The organism is Kitasatospora sp. NPDC032150, assembly GCF_055579945.1.
Genome location: NZ_JBVIMH010000009.1, coordinates 120,761 through 136,734, shown reverse-complemented (window position 1 = coordinate 136,734; position 15,974 = coordinate 120,761). Strand labels below are relative to the sequence as shown.

The window sequence follows — 15,974 nt, the reverse complement described above, 5'->3', positions numbered from 1 at the left end:
AGCGTCTGCCGGCCGTATCAGCCCGTCAGATAGAGGAGTTGAAGGCCGCCACGGCGAGCCGGCCGGAATCCGCGCCCGGCAGCACCCGGTGCAGGTCGGCGGTGAGGGTATCGGTGCCCAGAGCGGCGAGTGAGGCGAGCGAGGCCCGTGGGGCTGGCTCCTCGACGGCTTCGCGATCAGCTGGTCCGGTGACGAGTGCGGCGACCATGAGATGTCTCGTTTCTGCGAGTGGAACGGTGAGGGATTGGGTCAAACACAAGACCTCCCCTCGCCCTGGTCCACCCAACGGCGAGTATCCCGAGAGGTGACTGCGGTTTCCCCGTTATTAACCCGTCCGAGTGAGTTGGTTCAGCATGTTGAGCGAATCGCGTTACTGCGACTGATGGCATCAGCTACAGCCGCAGTCCGGGCCGCCGAACCAGGAGCCTATGGGGGGAACCGGGAGAAACACCCGTTCGTGCGACTGAATCCGTCGCTTCGGCGGAGCGCCGACTACTGCAACCAGCGTAGACCGGCCGCGCGATCCGGCGCCCCGCGATCCGCTACGGGCAGAGCCGCTCGACCCGCCAGCCACCGCCCTCGGCGACATAGCGCAGCCGGTCGTGCAACCGGTTCTCCCGGCCCTGCCAGAACTCCACCCGCTCGGGGACCACCCGGTACCCGCCCCAGAACGGCGGCACCGGCACACCCTCGCCCTCCGGGTAGCGGCGCTCGAGCTCGGCGTAGCGCTGCTCCAGCACCTCCCGGCTGCTCACCGGGCTGGACTGCTCGCTCGCCCAGGCCCCGAGCTGCGAACCGTGCGGCCTGGTACGGAAGTAGGCCGCCGTCTCGTCCCGGCCGACCTTCTCCACCCGGCCGGTGATCAGCACCTGGCGGGCGATCGCGATCCACGGGAAAAGCAGTGCCGCATGGGGATTGACGGACAGTTCACTCCCCTTCTGCGAGCCGTAGTTGGTGTAGAAGACGAAACCGCGCCGGTCGTAGCCCTTCAGCAGGACGGTGCGCGAGCTCGGCCGGCCCTCGGCGTCGGCGGTGGAGAGCACCATGGCGTTCGGCTCGACCACGCCGGCCTCGTCGGCCTCGTGGAACCAGCGGGTGAACTGGGCGACCGGGTCGGCCGCGAGCTGCTCCTCGACCAGGCCCTCGTGCTGGTAATGCTTGCGCATCACGGTCAGGTCCGGACCCGGCCGGTCCTCGGTCGGCGTGGTCAGGGGTGTCGGGTGGCGTTCCGCGGTAGGCACGCCAACATCATCCCGTACGACAAGCGTCGGGTACCGCTACGTCCCGGGAAACCTGAGCGGGAGATGCCGTGACTCGCCGACGCGCCACCGCCCGCCAGCCAAGGATTATGTCCGGAATTGTCGGGTTTTATCAGGGATATCCACCCCCAACCCGGGCCTCGGCACCGGATTGGATGTGACGCAAGGGGAAACATCACCATGGTGGTGTATGGCGCAATGCACTCCGTGCCTGCCACGCTGGCACCGAGTGCCAACCACCATCGGTCACCCGACGGGGCCGCCCCACCATGGCGCCCGCCGGACCGGATCACTGAAGGAGCCGCTGATGTCCGATTTCGTACCCGGGCTTGAGGGAGTAGTCGCCTTCGAGAGCGAGATCGCCGAGCCCGACCGTGAAGGCGGCGCGCTGCGCTACCGAGGCGTGGACATCGACGACCTGGTCGGTCATGTCTCCTTCGGTCACGTCTGGGGCCTGCTGGTGGACGGCAAGTTCAACCCGGGCCTGCCCGCGGCCGAGCCGTTCCCGATCCCGGTGCACTCCGGTGACATCCGGGTCGACGTGCAGTCCGCCCTCGCCATGCTCGCGCCGGTGTGGGGCCTCAAGCCGCTGCTGGACATCTCCGCCGAGCAGGCCCGCGACGACCTCGCCCGCGCCGCGGTCATGGCGCTCTCGTACGTCGCGCAGTCCGCGCGCGGCCAGGGCCTGCCGATGGTCCCGCAGCGCGAGATCGACAAGGCCGAGACCGTGGTCGAGCGGTTCATGATCCGCTGGCGGGGCGAGCCGGACCCCAAGCACGTCAAGGCCGTCGACGCGTACTGGACCTCGGCCGCCGAGCACGGCATGAACGCCTCCACCTTCACCGCCCGGGTCATCGCCTCGACCGGCGCGGATGTGGCGGCGGCCCTGTCGGGCGCCGTCGGCGCGATGTCCGGACCGCTGCACGGCGGCGCGCCCTCCCGCGTGCTGCACATGATCGAGGAGATCGAGCGCACCGGCGACGCCGTCGGCTACGTGAAGAAGGCCCTCGACAAGGGCGAGCGCCTGATGGGCTTCGGCCACCGCGTCTACCGCGCCGAGGACCCGCGTGCCCGGGTGCTGCGCCGTACCGCCGAGGAGCTCGGCGCGCCGCGCTTCGAGATCGCCGAGGCCCTGGAGAAGGCCGCGCTGGAGGAGCTGCACAACCGTCGCCCCGACCGCGTGCTGGCCACCAACGTCGAGTTCTGGGCCGCGATCATGCTGGACTTCGCCGAGGTCCCGGCGCACATGTTCACCTCGATGTTCACCTGTGCCCGTACCGCCGGCTGGTCGGCGCACATCCTGGAGCAGAAGCGCACCGGACGCCTCGTACGCCCCTCCGCGCGCTATGTGGGCCCCGGCCCGCGCAGCCCGCAGGAGGTCGAGGGCTGGGACGCGATCTCCCACTGAGAGCGGCCGGCGCCCTGACGCCGTATCACTCTTTCGGGCGGGCCGGGAAGTACCTTCCCGGCCCGCCCGCTTGGGAAAAGATCACATCTCAGCGGGCGGACGAAGCTCCCGCGCGCGCGACCCGGGGCACTAGGCTGCGCCCGTGGCTCAGATCCAGATCCCCACCGACAATCTGCCCGCTGACGGCCGCTTCGGCTGCGGCCCGTCCAAGGTGCGTCCCGAGGCCCTGAGTGCCCTCGCCGCCACCGGGACCTCGCTGCTGGGCACCTCGCACCGCCAGGCCCCGGTCAAGAACCTGGTCAAGCGCGTCCGCGAGGGCGTGAGCAGCCTGTTCTCCCTCCCCGAGGGGTACCAGGTCGTGCTCGGCAACGGCGGCTCCACCGCGTTCTGGGACGTCGCGGCCTTCGGGCTGGTGCGCGAGAAGTCCCAGCACCTCAACTTCGGTGAGTTCTCGTCCAAGTTCGCCGCTTCGGTGAAGGCCGCGCCGTGGCTGGCCGAGCCGTCGGTGATCAAGACCGAGCCGGGCACCCACCCGCTGCCGTCCGCCGAGGCGGGCGTGGACGTCTACGCGCTCACCCACAACGAGACCTCGACCGGTGTCGCCATGCCGATCCGACGCCCGGCGGGCGCGGACGAGGGCTCGCTGGTCCTGGTGGACGCCACCTCGGGCGCCGGTGGCCTGCCGGTCGACATCACCGAGACCGACGTCTACTACTTCGCGCCGCAGAAGTCCTTCGCCTCCGAGGGCGGGCTCTGGCTGGCCACCTTCTCCCCGGCCGCGCTGGAGCGCGCCGCCGAGATCGCCGCCTCCGGCCGGTACGTCCCGCCGTTCTTCGACCTGCCGACCGCGATCGACAACTCCTCGAAGGACCAGACCTACAACACCCCGTCGATCTCCACCCTCTTCCTGCTGGCCGAGCAGCTGGACTGGCTGAACGGCCAGGGCGGACTGGACTGGGCGGTCAAGCGGACCGCCGAGTCCTCCTCGATCCTGTACGGCTGGGCCGAGCGGTCCTCCTTCGCGCAACCCTTCGTGGCCAGGCCCGAGGAGCGCTCGCAGGTGGTCGGCACCATCGACTTCGACGAGTCGATCGACGCCGCGGCGATCGCCAAGGCACTGCGCGCCAACGGCATCGTGGACACCGAGCCGTACCGCAAGCTGGGCCGCAACCAGCTGCGCATCGCGATGTTCCCCGCCATCGACCCCGCCGACGTCCAGGCCCTCACCGCCTGCATCGACTACGTGGTGGACAACCTGTAGCCGGAACCGGGCAGGGGCGGCCCGGGTACCGGGAACGGGCCCGGCCGCCCCGCGGGAACCGCTGTGATCACTTGGCGAGTGAGCTGATCAGCACCACTGCCAGCAGCAGTACGAGCGCGCCGGACACGATCCGCATACGAGTCTTGGGGTCCACGTCCACCGAGGTTACCGGGTGGCCGCGCGGACCTCGGCACTCCCCCGCACCGCGCACCGCGGCCCGGCGGTCCGACACGCCCCGCGGCCGGGCCCGTGGCGTCCGGCCCGCCGCTCCCGCAGGCTGGGCGCATGCTCACCTACGACTCCGAGGGCTTCCGGCTCGGCGGCCGCCCGCTGCGGATCCTCTCCGGCGCCCTGCACTACTTCCGCACCCGCCCCGAGCAGTGGCCCCAGCGGCTGGCGGCACTGCGTGCGATGGGGCTCAACACGGTCGAGACGTACGTCCCGTGGAACCTGCACGAGCCCAGGCCCGGCGAGTTCCGGCGGCTGGCCGAGCTGGCCGGCTTCCTGGACGAGGCTGACCGGCAGGGGCTCTGGGCGATCGTCCGGCCCGGGCCGTACATCTGCGCCGAGTGGGACAACGGCGGCCTGCCCGGCTGGCTCACCTCCCGGGTCGGACGGCGGGCCAGGACCAGCGACCCGGCCTATCTCGCCGCCGTGGACCGCTACTTCGACGCCGTGTTGCCCGCGGTGGCGGCGCGGCAGGTGGACGCGGGCGGCAATGTGCTCATGGTGCAGGTGGAGAACGAGTACGGCTCCTACGGCAGCGACGCCGGCTACCTGCAGCACCTGGCCGACGGGCTGCGGCGGCGGGGGGTCACCGTGCCGCTGTTCACCTCGGACGGCCCCGAGGACCACATGCTCACCGGGGGCACCCTGCCCGGGGTGCTCGCCACCGTGAACTTCGGCTCCGCACCCGAGGCGGCCTTCGAGGTACTGCGCCGGCACCGGCCGCAGGACCCGCCGTTCTGCATGGAGTACTGGAACGGCTGGTTCGACCACTGGGGCAAGCCGCACCACACCAGGGACGCCGCCGACGCCGCAGAAACGCTGCGGCGCATCCTCGCCGCGGGCGCCTCGGTCAACCTCTACATGGCGCACGGCGGCACCAACTTCGGCACCGGCGCCGGGGCCAACCACGCCGACCCGCCGTTCAACTCCACCGACTGGACGCACTCGCCGTACCGACCGGTCACCACCTCGTACGACTACGACGCACCGCTGGACGAACGCGGGGCGCCGACCGCCAAGTACGAGCTGTTCCGCTCGGTGCTGGCCGAGTTCGCGGCGCTCCATCCCGAACAGGCCCGGTTCCGTTCCGGGATCACTCCGCGGCTGCCCGAGCTGCCCGGACTGCTGGGCCCCGCGGCGGTCGAACTGACCGAGCGGGCGCCGGTCCCGTTCGGAGCGCCGGTGGAGTCCGCCGTCCCGCCGTCCTTCGAGGAACTGGGGATCGAGCACGGGCTGGTCAGGTACACCTTCCGGGTGCCCGAGCGGCGGCCCTGCCTCCCACTGACGGTCGAGGGGCTGCACGACCGGGCGGTGCTGCTGGTGGACGGGGAGCGGGTCGCCGAGCTGGCCCGCTCAGTGGCCGGAGAGCCGGTGGAGGTGGCGGGCGGGGCGCTGGTCGAACTGCTGGTGGACTCGCTCGGCCGGGTCAACTACGGCCCGCACGGCGGGGAGCCCAAGGGCATCACCGGCGGGGTACGGCACGAACGGCAGTACCTGCACGGCTGCCGGGCCGAGGTCTTCGACCTGGACGCACCGCTACCCGAACTCGTCACCGGGGACGGGGGTCTCCAACTCGCCCGGGGCGTACTGGCCCTGGACGCGACCGGTGACACCTATCTGGCCGTGACCGGTGGACGGCGCGGCTACCTCTGGGTCAACGGCTTCCTGCTCGGCCGCTACGACGCCACCGGGCCGCAGCAGACCCTGTTCTGCCCCCAGCCGCTGCTGCGGACCGGCCGCAACGAACTCGTCCTGCTCGAACTCGGCGACGCCGAGCCGCAGTTCGTCGAGCTGCGCACCGGGCCGTCGATCGGGGCGGGGGCGTCATAGGCACCCGGCAGCATCAAGTCCCTCGAGCCACGGACCAAGACCGCGGATCCACGAGGTCCGGTCGGTCTCCGGCGGCGCCGACGGGCGGACGTTCCACCACGGCCGAGACCGTGCGGCTTGTCCTTCGGGAACCTCCTCCGGGGGGCGCCGTGACGGGCAAGGCCCGGGGCCGGCCCGGAGGGACCTACGAGGAGGCCTCCCAGCGTGCGAGCGGCCAGGCCCGCAGCTGCTCGTACCTGGCCGGCCCGTAGCCGATGGTACTGCGCATCAGTCGCAGCTCGGCGGCCTCCCACTCGCTCCCCCGGAACCCCTCCAGCGCTGCCGCCATGCCCTGCAGCTCCCCGGGCGCGGACCGCCGGACCGCCCGGCTGTGCCCGTGGCCGGAGCCGGCCCGGGCCAGCGTCAGATGCGGGTGGAAGCCCCGCTCGTCGGCCTCGAATCCGAGCTCCTTGATCCCCTCCCGGACGGAGTCCGCGAGCCGCCGCAGCGCCCAGGTCTCGCCGTCCACCCCGACCCACAGCACCCGGTCGCCGAAGTGTCCGCCACCGGCGAGCCGCAGCCGGTGCGCGCCGTTCACGGCCGCCGCGCCCGCGAGCACCTCCTCCAGCCGCTCGACCTCCGTCACCGGAACCTCGCCGAGGAAGGCCAGGGTGAGGTGCCAGCCCTCCACGCCCGTCCAGCGCAACCGCTCGGCGCCCGGCATCTCCCGCAACGGCGCCACGGCGTCAACAAGTTCCTGCATCGCCGTCGCAGGCGGATCCACCGCCACAAAGAGCCTCATGGCCCCATCCTCCCCGCTGGACCCGCGCTCCCCGCGCCGACACCCCCGCTCCGCGGCGCCGGTCGCAAAACCCTTCCGCTGAACGGCCTTGAACCGGTAGAACCGTGTCCATGAGGATTCGTACCGGCGGCCCCGACGACCTGATCGGCGTCCTCGGGCTGCTCGACGGCGCGGTGGCCTGGCTGGCCTCGCTCGGCCGGACCGGGCAGTGGGGCGACCAGCCGTGGTCCAGCCGTCCCGCCGCGGTCGAGCGCGTGCGCTCCTACGCGGGCGACGCCGACACCTTCCTGCTCCGGATCGCCGAGGCCGAGGACGGCACCATGGTCGGCGCCTGCGTGCTCTCCGAACAGGCCACCGACTACGCCACCGTGGTCGAGGAGCGCGAGCTGTACATCCGCAACCTGGTCACCGACCGCGGCCGCAAGGGCTCGGGGATCGGTGCTGCGCTGGTGGCGGACGCGCTGGAGGAGGCCCGCCGCCGGGGCATCGCCCTGGTGCGGGTGGACTGCTACGCCGGCGGGGACCGCCGACTGGTCGGTCAGTACCTGAAGTTGGGCTTCACGCCCACCGACGCCTTCGAGGTGGAACAGCCGAACGGCCCCTGGCGCGGCCAGATCCTGGAGATCAGGCTCTGACCGGCGGCAGGGGCCACCGACTCCGACGGTGCGTCAGCAGGCGGCCACCAGCCGCCGCTCGGGGATGGCGCGCGGCACCACGGCGACGACCCGTCCACCGCGGCCCGGGTGCAGGTCGACCCGCACCCGCAGGTCGGCGACCCGGGCCAGCACCAGGCCGACCGCGGCAGCGGCCAGGGCCGACACCACACCGCAGGCCAGCAGGCCCAGCCGGGGCCCGTACGCATCGGTGACCCAGCCCACCAGCGGAGCGCCGATCGGCGTGCCGCCGGTGAACACCAGCACCAGCAGGCCCATCACCCGGCCCCGCATCTCGGGGTCGGTGGAGAGCTGGAGCATCGAGTTCACCGAGGTGTTGAAGGTGAGGCCGAAGACGCCGATCAGCGGCAGCAGCGCCGCGAAGGTCCAGTACCCGGGCGCGAAGGCGGCCAGTACCTCCAGCGCGCCGAAGGCCAGCGCGGCCGCGACCAGCCGCCGCAGCCGGGGCGCACCGCGCCGCGCGGCAAGCAGCGCGCCGACCAGCGAACCGGCCGCCATCCCGGTGTTCAGCAGACCGTACTCACCCGCGCCGACCCTGAAGACGTCGTACGCGAAACCCGACAGCACGGTCGCGAAGTTGAACCCGAAGGTGCCGATGAACCCGGCCAGCACCATCGGCCAGAGCAGTTCCGGACGCTCCTTCACATACCGGAGCCCATCCCGGAGTTGGCCCTTCTCACGAGCGATCGGGTCGACCGGACGCAGCTCGCTGCTGCGCATCGCCAGCAGACCGCCGATCACGGCGGCGAAGGACAGCGCGTTGACCGCGAAGGCCCAGCCGCTGCCCACGGCGGCGATCAGCAGACCGGCCACCGCCGGGCCGACCAGCCGCGCGGTCTGGAAGTTGGCGGCGTTCAGGCTGACCGCGTTGGCCAGGTCCTTGGGGCCGACCATCTCGCTCACGAAGGCCTGCCTGGTCGGGTTGTCCACCACGGTCACCAGGCCGAGCAGCAGCGCGAAGGCGTAGACGTAGTACTCCGTGACGGCACCGGTGACGGTCATCACGGCGAGGCCGGCGGCCAGCAGGCCCATCATGCCCTGGGTCACGACCAGCAGGCGCCGCTTGGGCATCCGGTCGGCGAGCACGCCGCCGTAGATGCCGAACAGCAGCATCGGCAGGAACTGCATCGCGGTGGTCACCCCGACCGCGAACGGGCTGTTGGTCAGGCTCAGCACCAGCCAGTCCTGGGCGATGCGCTGCATCCAGGTGCCGGTGTTGGAGACCACCTGGCCGGCGAAGTAGTAGCGGTAGTTGCGGATCCGCAGGGAGGAGAACATCCCTCCGGGCCGGGTGAAACTCGCCCCGGTGGGGCTCGGCGCGGCGGTGGGCACCGCCGCGGTGCGTTCCTCGGGGTCGTCGTCGCCGCTGCCGGGCAGGCCCACGGGCACGGGCGCCGGGCTCTCGGCGGTGGCAGCAGCGGCTGCCTGGTCGGTGGTGGAGTCGTCGGTTCGGATGGCGGCGGCGCTGGCGGCGGCCGGCGGTGTCACGGTGGTCTCCCCTCGGTGCGCGGCGATCTGCAGGGCGGTCGCTGCGCGGCTGGTGTCAGGTTCTGGTCCTGCGGTGATGCGGTGCTCCTTCTTCCGGACCCGATGTGTCGATGCGGCTGTCGTGGGCTGACTTGCCTAGTAGTGGACCTACTTGCTCAGAGGTGGGCCAGCTTGTAGAGCACCGGCGCGGCCTCCTTGAGTACCGCCCACTCCTCCTCGCTGAGCCCCTGGGCCAGTTCGGCCAGCCAGGTGTTGCGGCGGCGGCGGCTCTCGGCGAGGATCTCGTCGGCCTGCTCGGTGCTGCTGACGACCACCTGCCTGCGGTCCTCGGGGTGCGGCTCGCGCCGGACCAGCCCCTTCTCCTCCAGCATCGCGATGATCCGGGTCATCGACGGCGGCTGGACGTGCTCCTTGCGGGCCAGCTCACCGGGCGTGGCCTTGCCGCACCGCCCCAGGGTGCCGAGCACCCCCATCTCGGTGGGGCTCAGCGACTCCTCGACACGCTGGTGTCGCAGTCGTCGGGCAAGGCGCATCGCGGAGGACCTCAGCTGGCTGACAGCTGCGAGGTCCTCCTCGGACATCTCGGGCATGTCCTTAGACTACGTCATTACTCTCGCTAACGAAAATTGATAACGGCGCGAACCACCGGCCGCACCGGGCGCCCCGGCCACCCGGGCGCACCGCCGCGCGGTCAGCGGCTCCCCGCGCCAGCAGCGGAGGCCCGGGCGCGCAGGTCGACCGCGGCCACGCCGTCCGGCATCCCCAGCGCCAGCAGGGTGCCGATCAGCGCCATCGACCAGATCTCCGAACCCAGCCGCAGCTCGTGCACCTCGCCGCCCGGGCCCAGGCCGCGCACTCGGACCAGCCCGTCGGCCCAGGCCGCGCCCACCAGCGGGCCCGCCGCCGTCGAGCCGACGGCCACCGCCGTGACCGGGCAGTCGCGCCGGTCACAGGGCTCGGCCAGCGGAGCGGAGTACGGGCCCCAGAGCCGTACGGCTCCATCCAGACCGCCGCTCACCAGCAGCGGGATCTCCGGCTCCGCCAGCCCCCGGTCGCCCACCGCGGTGGCCGCCAGCGCCGTGACCGCACCGTGGTGGAGCCGCTCGCTGACGACCTCGCCGTCCTGGTACCAGTGCACCTCGCCGGCCGCGTCCCCGAAGGCCGGTGCGGCCTTCGGGAGCAGGCCGATCGCCGCCACCGCGGTCAACTCGTCGGCGATCGAGGAGATCTGATCGACCGCCTCGGTCAGCGCGTGCGGTTCCAGGCCCGGCCGCGGTTCGGTCGGCACCACCAGCTCCGTGCCGCCCCACGGGTCGAGCAGCACGACGGTGCCGCCGGCCGTCACCGCCAGCGCGCGCAGCGGCCTCGGATCGGGCACCACCACCGAGCCGGACCGCCGTCCGGTGGCGGCGTCGTAACCGCGCACCGAACCGCCCGCATCGGCGACCAGCAACTGCGAGACGTAACTCGCCGCGCCCGGCGCCATGGCGACCGCGGGGCCCGGCCAGCCCTCGGTGCGGCGCCACCGGGCCCACCGCCCGGCCCAGGCGCCGGACAGCGGCGCCAGCGCGGCCGCGGCGGCGGCGTCCACGCCCAGCAGCCGGGTGCGCAGGACGGCGGCCCTGGTCCCGGGGTCGCCTTCGTCGATCACGGCGGGGCCGGCGGCGTCCCAGGCCAGGGCGATCTCGTCCCCCCGCCCCTCGGTCGCGGCCGTCACCGCCGTCGGCCGGGCCAGCGCGTACAGCAGCGGATCCGCCGTCAGCGGCCCGAGGTCACCCGCGCGGGCGGCGGCCGTCCAGACGTCCGAGAGCAGGTCGGGGTCGGCCGCCCGCAGGTCGAGCGCGCCGTCGGCGTCCCGGGGCACCCGGGCGATCAGCTCCTTCGCGCCGGCCGGGGCCGGCGGCCGCGCGAGCCCGAGCGCAGGCCCCGGCAGGGGGTAGCCGCCGGCGTCCGCGCCAGCCTCGGCGCACCAGGCGTCGAACCGCGCCCGGTCCGTCCACCGCGGATCGTCCAGTTCCAGTACCGCCGACTCCGCCACCGTCGCGAAGGCGCCGGCCGCCTCACCGCCGGTGGCCGCCTCCACCACCAGCCGCACGTGCGCCAACTCCAGCACCGGATCGAGCAGTTCGGTCACCAGCCGCCCCGGCTCGGCCGCCGAGTCCAGCTCGGGTACGCAGATGACGGTGTGCCGGTCGTCGGCGGCCAGTACCTCCAGCAGGGGCCGGACGCCGTGCGCGACCACGCCGAGCTGCTGCCCGAGCGTCCAGACCGCGCTGCGTACGGTCGCCCCGGCGGCGGGCAGTACCGCGTGGATCCGCTGTCCGCCCGGCGTCCCGGCCGTGGTGCAGCCGGCCACCAGCCAGGCCAGCAGATGCGACTTCCCCGCGCCGGGCGGCCCGGAGACGCGGCACAGGCGCGGTGCCCGCGGGTCCTCAAGCCAGCCGAGCAGCGCCAGGCCGGCCGCCCGGCGCCCCGCCGCCAGCGGGGGCACCCACCGTCCGTTCTCCGCCATGTCCTCGCTTCCCCTCCCGGCCGGACGGCCGTGCTAGCCGTGCCGCTCCGCCAGACTGATCATCAGCGCCTTGATCCCTTCCTCCCGGGACTCCGCCGTCTGCCCGTAGTCGAAGCTGTGTGTGAACCGCGCGTCCGGGAAGGTCTCCGCCAGCCACAGCGCGCAGTAGTGCCCCGGCATCAGGCACGGCTCCAGCTCGCAGTAGACCTGGGTGACCTGCTCCGGCTCGACCCCCGCCGCTCGCAGTCGGTGCCACACGAGCTCCTCCGGGTGGGCCGTCCCGATGCCGCTGCCGCCGGTGACGATCTTCTTCTCGCCGTGCTCGTCGACGTACTCGAAGGCCGCCGAGGAGTCGATGTTCAACGGGCGGCGCAGGTCGTCCAGCACCCGCGGCCACCAGCCCTCCCGGTCCTCGAAGGCCGCCGGGTCGAGATCGAGCAACCCCTGCCGCAGCTGTCGGTACGCGGCCAGCGCCGCCTCCTCGTCCTGGGTGTCGCTCACCGCGGGCAGCTGCCCGTCCAGCAGCAGCAGGCCGGCCGCGAAGGCCTCCACGCCGCTGTTGACGGCCAGTTCCGGCAGATCGGTGCCGAGCACCACGGCCCTGACGGAGCGGTCCGGGGCGAAGTAGAACTGCGCACCGCGGTCGGTCCCGATCCGCAACTGACCCGCCATCGGGCCGGCGTCCAGCCCCCGCTCGGCCGCGTACTCACCCAGCGAGAGCGGCTCCGAAGGCTCGGCCGAGCGGAAGTACGGGCCCACCTGGAGCGGCAGCCCGGGACTGCGCAGCGGCCCGGCCGGGGCGACCGGCAGGCTGTGCAGCCCCCGCTCGCCGAAGTGCGCCAGCAGCGCGGCCGACAGGTCATCACTCATCTGCCAATACCCCATCTCTCGGTCACCCGGTGGTTCCGGCACGTCCCGGCCTCCGGCGCCGGGCGCGGGACCTCGTGCGAAGGGCCGGGCTCGGCCGCGGGCACCGGCGCGGGCCCTTCCCGGGGCGGGCGTCAGAGCATCGGGTAGTCCTCCAGGTACATCTCCCAGAAGTGTGCTCCGCTCTCGAACGGCAGGCGGTCCCAGGCGGTCGTGTCCTCACGGATGATCTCCTCGACGTCCGCCCAGTCGTAGGGATCCGGGTCCTCCTCGGGGCCCGGCCGCTCCACGGCGACCTTGTACACCAGGTAGCTCAGCGAGGACAGGTCCTGGTGGATCAGCTCGTACTCGGTCTCCGAGTCCGGATCGGACACCCAGATCGTGCCGTCGGAGAGCCGGACGAAGACGTACCCCTTGTACAGCTCGCCCAGTTGCCGGAGCTTCCCGTGCGGGGTGTCGACCGGTCCGGGCGCGAGCGGCTCGACGAGGGCCCAGTCCGGGTACGCCGGGTCGCCTTCGGCCAGGTCTGCGAGGAGCCGGAAGAGCCCGCCCGAGTGCGGAATCCCGAACTCGGTGGCGAAGCGCGCGGCGTCCTCGTCCGGGAAGATCCGCGCGGCGGCGTCCGGCCGCAGCCTGAGCAGACCGCCCGCCGGCGTCTCCTCCGCGATCGCCCGCCAGTCGACCTGTACCAGCACCTGTCACTCCTCCCGATCCACCGCGTCGACTCTACTGTCCCTTGCGGGCCCGCTTCGCGGGCCGCTCGGCCCGCCTGGCGTCGGCGGCTGCCTTGTCCTTCGCGCCCTGGTCGTCGAAGTCGTGCTTGCCCATCGTGCCACCGTAGTTGCCGGCGTCGTGGTCGTCCTTGAGCTGCTTGACGTAGGCCCTGTGGGCCCAGTCCCGGTCCTTCTGGGGAATGCTGTTGTTGTACTCGACGCCGTGGGAGACCGAGAGGTCGGGGTTGTGCGGCTCGAAGTGCCTGGCCAGCCAGCGTTCGCAGTTCGCGTTCTTCTGACAGGGCGCCCGTTCCGTGTAGAGGTCCTTGACGTTCTGCTCCTTGCCGCCGAGCAGGGGCTTTCCGATCGACCGCTCGGAGTGGCTGCGGAGGTCACCACTCCGGCCCACCACGATGAACTCGCCGTCCTTGTCCTTGTACCGGAGCGCCGCGTAGTTCTTGCCCTTGTAGTCGGACTCGGCCCGCCGGGCCTCCTCCACGGCCCGCGAGAGTTCGGTCGGGTCGTCGATCTTGTCGCTGTGCACCTTCTCGTCGGGCTTCTTCGGGTTCTTCTGGGCGTGGTACTTCTTCTCCATGTCCTGCGCGGACGGGTCCTTGACCTTCCCGCTCGAGGAGTCGAGGAGGGTGTGGACACCGGACTTGTCCTTCGGGTCCAGGTCCACCAGCTTGCCGCCCCGGATCTCCTGGACCCTGCCGTCGTCATGGACGAAGTACTTCTTGCGTCCGCCGCCGTCACCGCCTCCACCGCCGCGTGAGCCGCTCGGCCCGGCGGGCTCATGAGGCGCGCGGGGCCGGTTCTTCGGCTCGCCGTCCAGCATCCGCTTCAGGTCGCCGGCGTGCTTGGCGTCGGCCTCGCGGGTGTTGTGGGCGACCTTCTTCAGGTTGTCCCCGGTCGAGCGGTAGAAGTCCTTGACCGCCTTGCCGGCGTCGTCGGCCAGCGTCTTGCCGAGCTTCTCCGCCCCGTGCTCCAGGGCCTTGGTCACCTGGTTGGTCACTCGAAGCTCACTCCCGCGATCCGCGACTGGAACGTCTGCGCGTGCCCCGCCACCGTCTCCGCGTGGTCGTGCATCATCCGCGCGTGCTCCTCCAGCGCCGCCGGGTCGATCCGGAAGCCCGAACCGCCCGCGCCGCCGCCGGAGACCCCCAGGGCCGACTCGGCGGCCTGGAACACCAGCCCGCTGACCGCCCGCCCCACCACCTCGACCAGCGGATCGATGGCGGCCTCGATCACCTGGCCGATGATGTACTGCTCCAGCTGCTGCTCCAGGTAGTTGACCAGCTTCCGGGCGGCCGCCTCGATCGCGACCACCGCCGCCTCGGCCAGCCCGAAGGTCGCCACCGCAGCCGCCTGGTCCGCCACGAACGCCGCGGCCATCACCACCAGTTCGGCGATCGTCTCGACCTTCATCGCCACGATCACCTCGGCCGCCGCGTCCAGCGCCGTGGCCACCACGTGACAGGCCTGCACCAGCTCGTCCATGTGACTGCCGGACAACTGCCCCCATTTGGCCAGCAGCGCCTCGTACGACGCCCCCTGGTACGCCTCGCCCAGCCGCTGGATCGTCGCCGTCGAATCCCGGTGCGCCGAGTCGATGTTGTCCGCGAACTCCCGCACGTGCGAGGCGAACTCACGGACCTTGTCCTCGTTCACCGTCGGCCAGTTGATGCCGATGAACGACAGTAAGGAGACCACCTCGCCAGGCAGTTCGATGGCCATGACTCACCCCTCGCCCCGACAGCTCTCCTACAGTCGGATCGTAGCCCCAACTCCCGTGTCATCAAGAAGGCCGCGGCGAACGGCAGCCGTCGCGACACGTCTCCTCCCCGGTGCCTCCATCTCACGGAGCAAGCCTGGGAATCCGGTGGAACTTCCTGCGCCGCTCGTGCGCTGATCGTGAAGTACCCGTGCTGACCTGGGAGTTCACCGAAACCGCGGGTCTTGCCCACATCTCGCGGCATGGCTACTGTGCCTCGCTGTCAGAAACAACGGCACCGGCATGAACCCCCCCTATCCAGGGAGTCCTCTTGGGTCACATCAACCATGCGGTCTACGGCTGGCTGACACCGGCAGTCTCGTACGCCGTCGCCTGTATCGGCTCCCTGCTGGCGCTGCGCAGCACCCGCTGGGCCCTGATCACCACGGGCCGGACCAAGCGCAACTGGCTGACGTTCGCCTCGTTCTCACTGGGCCTCGGCATCTGGAGCATGCACTTCATCGCCATGCTCGGCTTCACCGTCTCGGGCGTCGAGATCCACTACGACGTACCGCTGACGGCGCTCAGCCTGCTCGTGGCGGTCGCGGTGGTCGGTGCGGGCATCTTCACCATCGGCTACAGCAGGCGGCCGTTCGGCGCCGTGCTCGCGGGCGGCGTGTTCACCGGGCTCGGGGTCGCGGCGATGCACTACCTGGGCATGGCCGCGATGCGGCTGCCGGGCTCGCTCTCGTACAACCCCGTCACGGTCGGGGCCTCGGTCGCCATCGCGGTCCTCGCGGCCACCGCCGCGCTCTGGGCCGCGCTGAACATCCAGGGCACGCTCGCCGTGGCCGGCGCCGCCCCGGTGATGGGCGTGGCGGTCTGCGCGATGCACTACACCGGCATGGCGGCGGTCTCGGTGCACCTCGAGCCGGGCGAGGGCTCCGCAGCCAGCGGCATGGTCGCCCTGGAGTTCATCTTCCCGCTCGCCGTCGGCCTCGGCACGTACGTCTTCGCCAGCGCCCTCGCCTTCGCCGTCGCCCCCAGCAAGGCCGCGCGGCGCCCACCCGTCCTCACCGGCCGGGCCGCTCCGCTCCACCGGTAGCGCGGTACGGCTTCCGCGCCGGTGAACGGCGGCACGGGAGGACGACGCCGGGGTGGGGGGGGGGGGGGGGGGGGGGGGGGGGGGGGAAGGGGGGGGGGGGGGGGCGCCCGCATTACCCCGTTGCCTCGTTGTGC

Annotated in this window: 16 protein-coding genes; 5 read left to right on the top strand and 11 right to left on the bottom strand. The window is 72.1% G+C overall.

The genetic code is table 11. The features are described 5' to 3' along the window. Window positions 1-25: 25 nt before the first annotated feature. Together fxsA and pdxH are read right to left on the bottom strand one after the other, a co-directional pair. On the bottom strand, window positions 26-208 hold the full coding sequence (fxsA, locus tag ACZ5ON_RS13650; protein WP_344637836.1) for an FxSxx-COOH cyclophane-containing RiPP peptide: 183 nt from the start codon (window positions 206-208) through the stop codon (window positions 26-28). Between the two features lie 334 nt (window positions 209-542). Beyond that, window positions 543-1,166, bottom strand: coding sequence for a pyridoxamine 5'-phosphate oxidase (gene pdxH, locus ACZ5ON_RS13645; RefSeq protein ID WP_465590685.1), 624 nt, complete (start codon window positions 1,164-1,166; stop codon window positions 543-545). A 400-nt stretch (window positions 1,167-1,566) separates the two neighbouring features. Between pdxH and ACZ5ON_RS13640 the strand changes: the two genes are divergently transcribed. Both ACZ5ON_RS13640 and serC read left to right on the top strand, forming a co-directional pair. Further along, entirely contained in the window at window positions 1,567-2,667 is a 1,101-nt protein-coding gene (locus ACZ5ON_RS13640; RefSeq protein ID WP_465590439.1) for a citrate synthase 2, read from the top strand. Between the two features lie 142 nt (window positions 2,668-2,809). Further along, the gene (gene serC, locus ACZ5ON_RS13635) at window positions 2,810-3,928 is read left to right on the top strand and encodes a phosphoserine transaminase (protein ID WP_465590436.1); all 1,119 of its coding nucleotides are present in this window, start codon (window positions 2,810-2,812) and stop codon (window positions 3,926-3,928) included. Window positions 3,929-3,995: 67 nt separating this feature from the next. Here serC and ACZ5ON_RS13630 read toward each other — a convergent pair whose 3' ends face one another. After that, window positions 3,996-4,160: a hypothetical protein gene (locus ACZ5ON_RS13630; RefSeq protein WP_465590433.1), complete on the bottom strand. Its 165-nt coding sequence runs from the start codon at window positions 4,158-4,160 to the stop codon at window positions 3,996-3,998. Window positions 4,161-4,213: 53 nt separating this feature from the next. On the opposite strand from ACZ5ON_RS13630, the gene ACZ5ON_RS13625 reads away from it, so the two are divergent. Then, on the top strand, window positions 4,214-5,986 hold the full coding sequence (locus ACZ5ON_RS13625) for a glycoside hydrolase family 35 protein (protein ID WP_465590430.1): 1,773 nt from the start codon (window positions 4,214-4,216) through the stop codon (window positions 5,984-5,986). Window positions 5,987-6,170: 184 nt separating this feature from the next. Here ACZ5ON_RS13625 and thpR read toward each other — a convergent pair whose 3' ends face one another. Further along, window positions 6,171-6,767, bottom strand: coding sequence for an RNA 2',3'-cyclic phosphodiesterase (gene thpR / locus ACZ5ON_RS13620; protein WP_465590427.1), 597 nt, complete (start codon window positions 6,765-6,767; stop codon window positions 6,171-6,173). Between the two features lie 110 nt (window positions 6,768-6,877). Between thpR and ACZ5ON_RS13615 the strand changes: the two genes are divergently transcribed. Beyond that, the gene (locus ACZ5ON_RS13615; protein ID WP_465590423.1) at window positions 6,878-7,402 is read left to right on the top strand and encodes a GNAT family N-acetyltransferase; all 525 of its coding nucleotides are present in this window, start codon (window positions 6,878-6,880) and stop codon (window positions 7,400-7,402) included. Between the two features lie 33 nt (window positions 7,403-7,435). Here ACZ5ON_RS13615 and ACZ5ON_RS13610 read toward each other — a convergent pair whose 3' ends face one another. From ACZ5ON_RS13610 to ACZ5ON_RS13580, 7 genes are all read right to left on the bottom strand, one after another. Beyond that, a complete protein-coding gene (locus tag ACZ5ON_RS13610; RefSeq protein ID WP_465590682.1) occupies window positions 7,436-8,773 on the bottom strand; it encodes an MFS transporter in 1,338 nt (445 codons plus the stop codon). Window positions 8,774-9,084: 311 nt separating this feature from the next. Continuing rightward, the gene (locus tag ACZ5ON_RS13605; protein ID WP_465590420.1) at window positions 9,085-9,519 is read right to left on the bottom strand and encodes a MarR family winged helix-turn-helix transcriptional regulator; all 435 of its coding nucleotides are present in this window, start codon (window positions 9,517-9,519) and stop codon (window positions 9,085-9,087) included. Between the two features lie 101 nt (window positions 9,520-9,620). Continuing rightward, window positions 9,621-11,441: a serine/threonine-protein kinase gene (locus tag ACZ5ON_RS13600; protein ID WP_465590417.1), complete on the bottom strand. Its 1,821-nt coding sequence runs from the start codon at window positions 11,439-11,441 to the stop codon at window positions 9,621-9,623. Window positions 11,442-11,474: 33 nt separating this feature from the next. Beyond that, window positions 11,475-12,311 (bottom strand): nucleic acid/nucleotide deaminase domain-containing protein, encoded by an 837-nt coding sequence (locus ACZ5ON_RS13595; RefSeq protein WP_465590415.1) that lies wholly within the window; start codon window positions 12,309-12,311, stop codon window positions 11,475-11,477. Window positions 12,312-12,442: 131 nt separating this feature from the next. Then, a complete protein-coding gene (locus tag ACZ5ON_RS13590) occupies window positions 12,443-13,003 on the bottom strand; it encodes an SUKH-4 family immunity protein (RefSeq protein ID WP_465590412.1) in 561 nt (186 codons plus the stop codon). A 31-nt stretch (window positions 13,004-13,034) separates the two neighbouring features. After that, entirely contained in the window at window positions 13,035-14,036 is a 1,002-nt protein-coding gene (locus ACZ5ON_RS13585) for a nucleic acid/nucleotide deaminase domain-containing protein (protein WP_465590409.1), read from the bottom strand. Next, window positions 14,033-14,758: a WXG100-like domain-containing protein gene (locus ACZ5ON_RS13580; RefSeq protein ID WP_465590406.1), complete on the bottom strand. Its 726-nt coding sequence runs from the start codon at window positions 14,756-14,758 to the stop codon at window positions 14,033-14,035. The genes ACZ5ON_RS13585 and ACZ5ON_RS13580 overlap by 4 nt, the downstream gene beginning before the upstream one ends. A gap of 308 nt (window positions 14,759-15,066) precedes the next feature. On the opposite strand from ACZ5ON_RS13580, the gene ACZ5ON_RS13575 reads away from it, so the two are divergent. Next, window positions 15,067-15,840, top strand: coding sequence for an MHYT domain-containing protein (locus ACZ5ON_RS13575; RefSeq protein WP_465590403.1), 774 nt, complete (start codon window positions 15,067-15,069; stop codon window positions 15,838-15,840). Window positions 15,841-15,974: the final 134 nt, after the last annotated feature.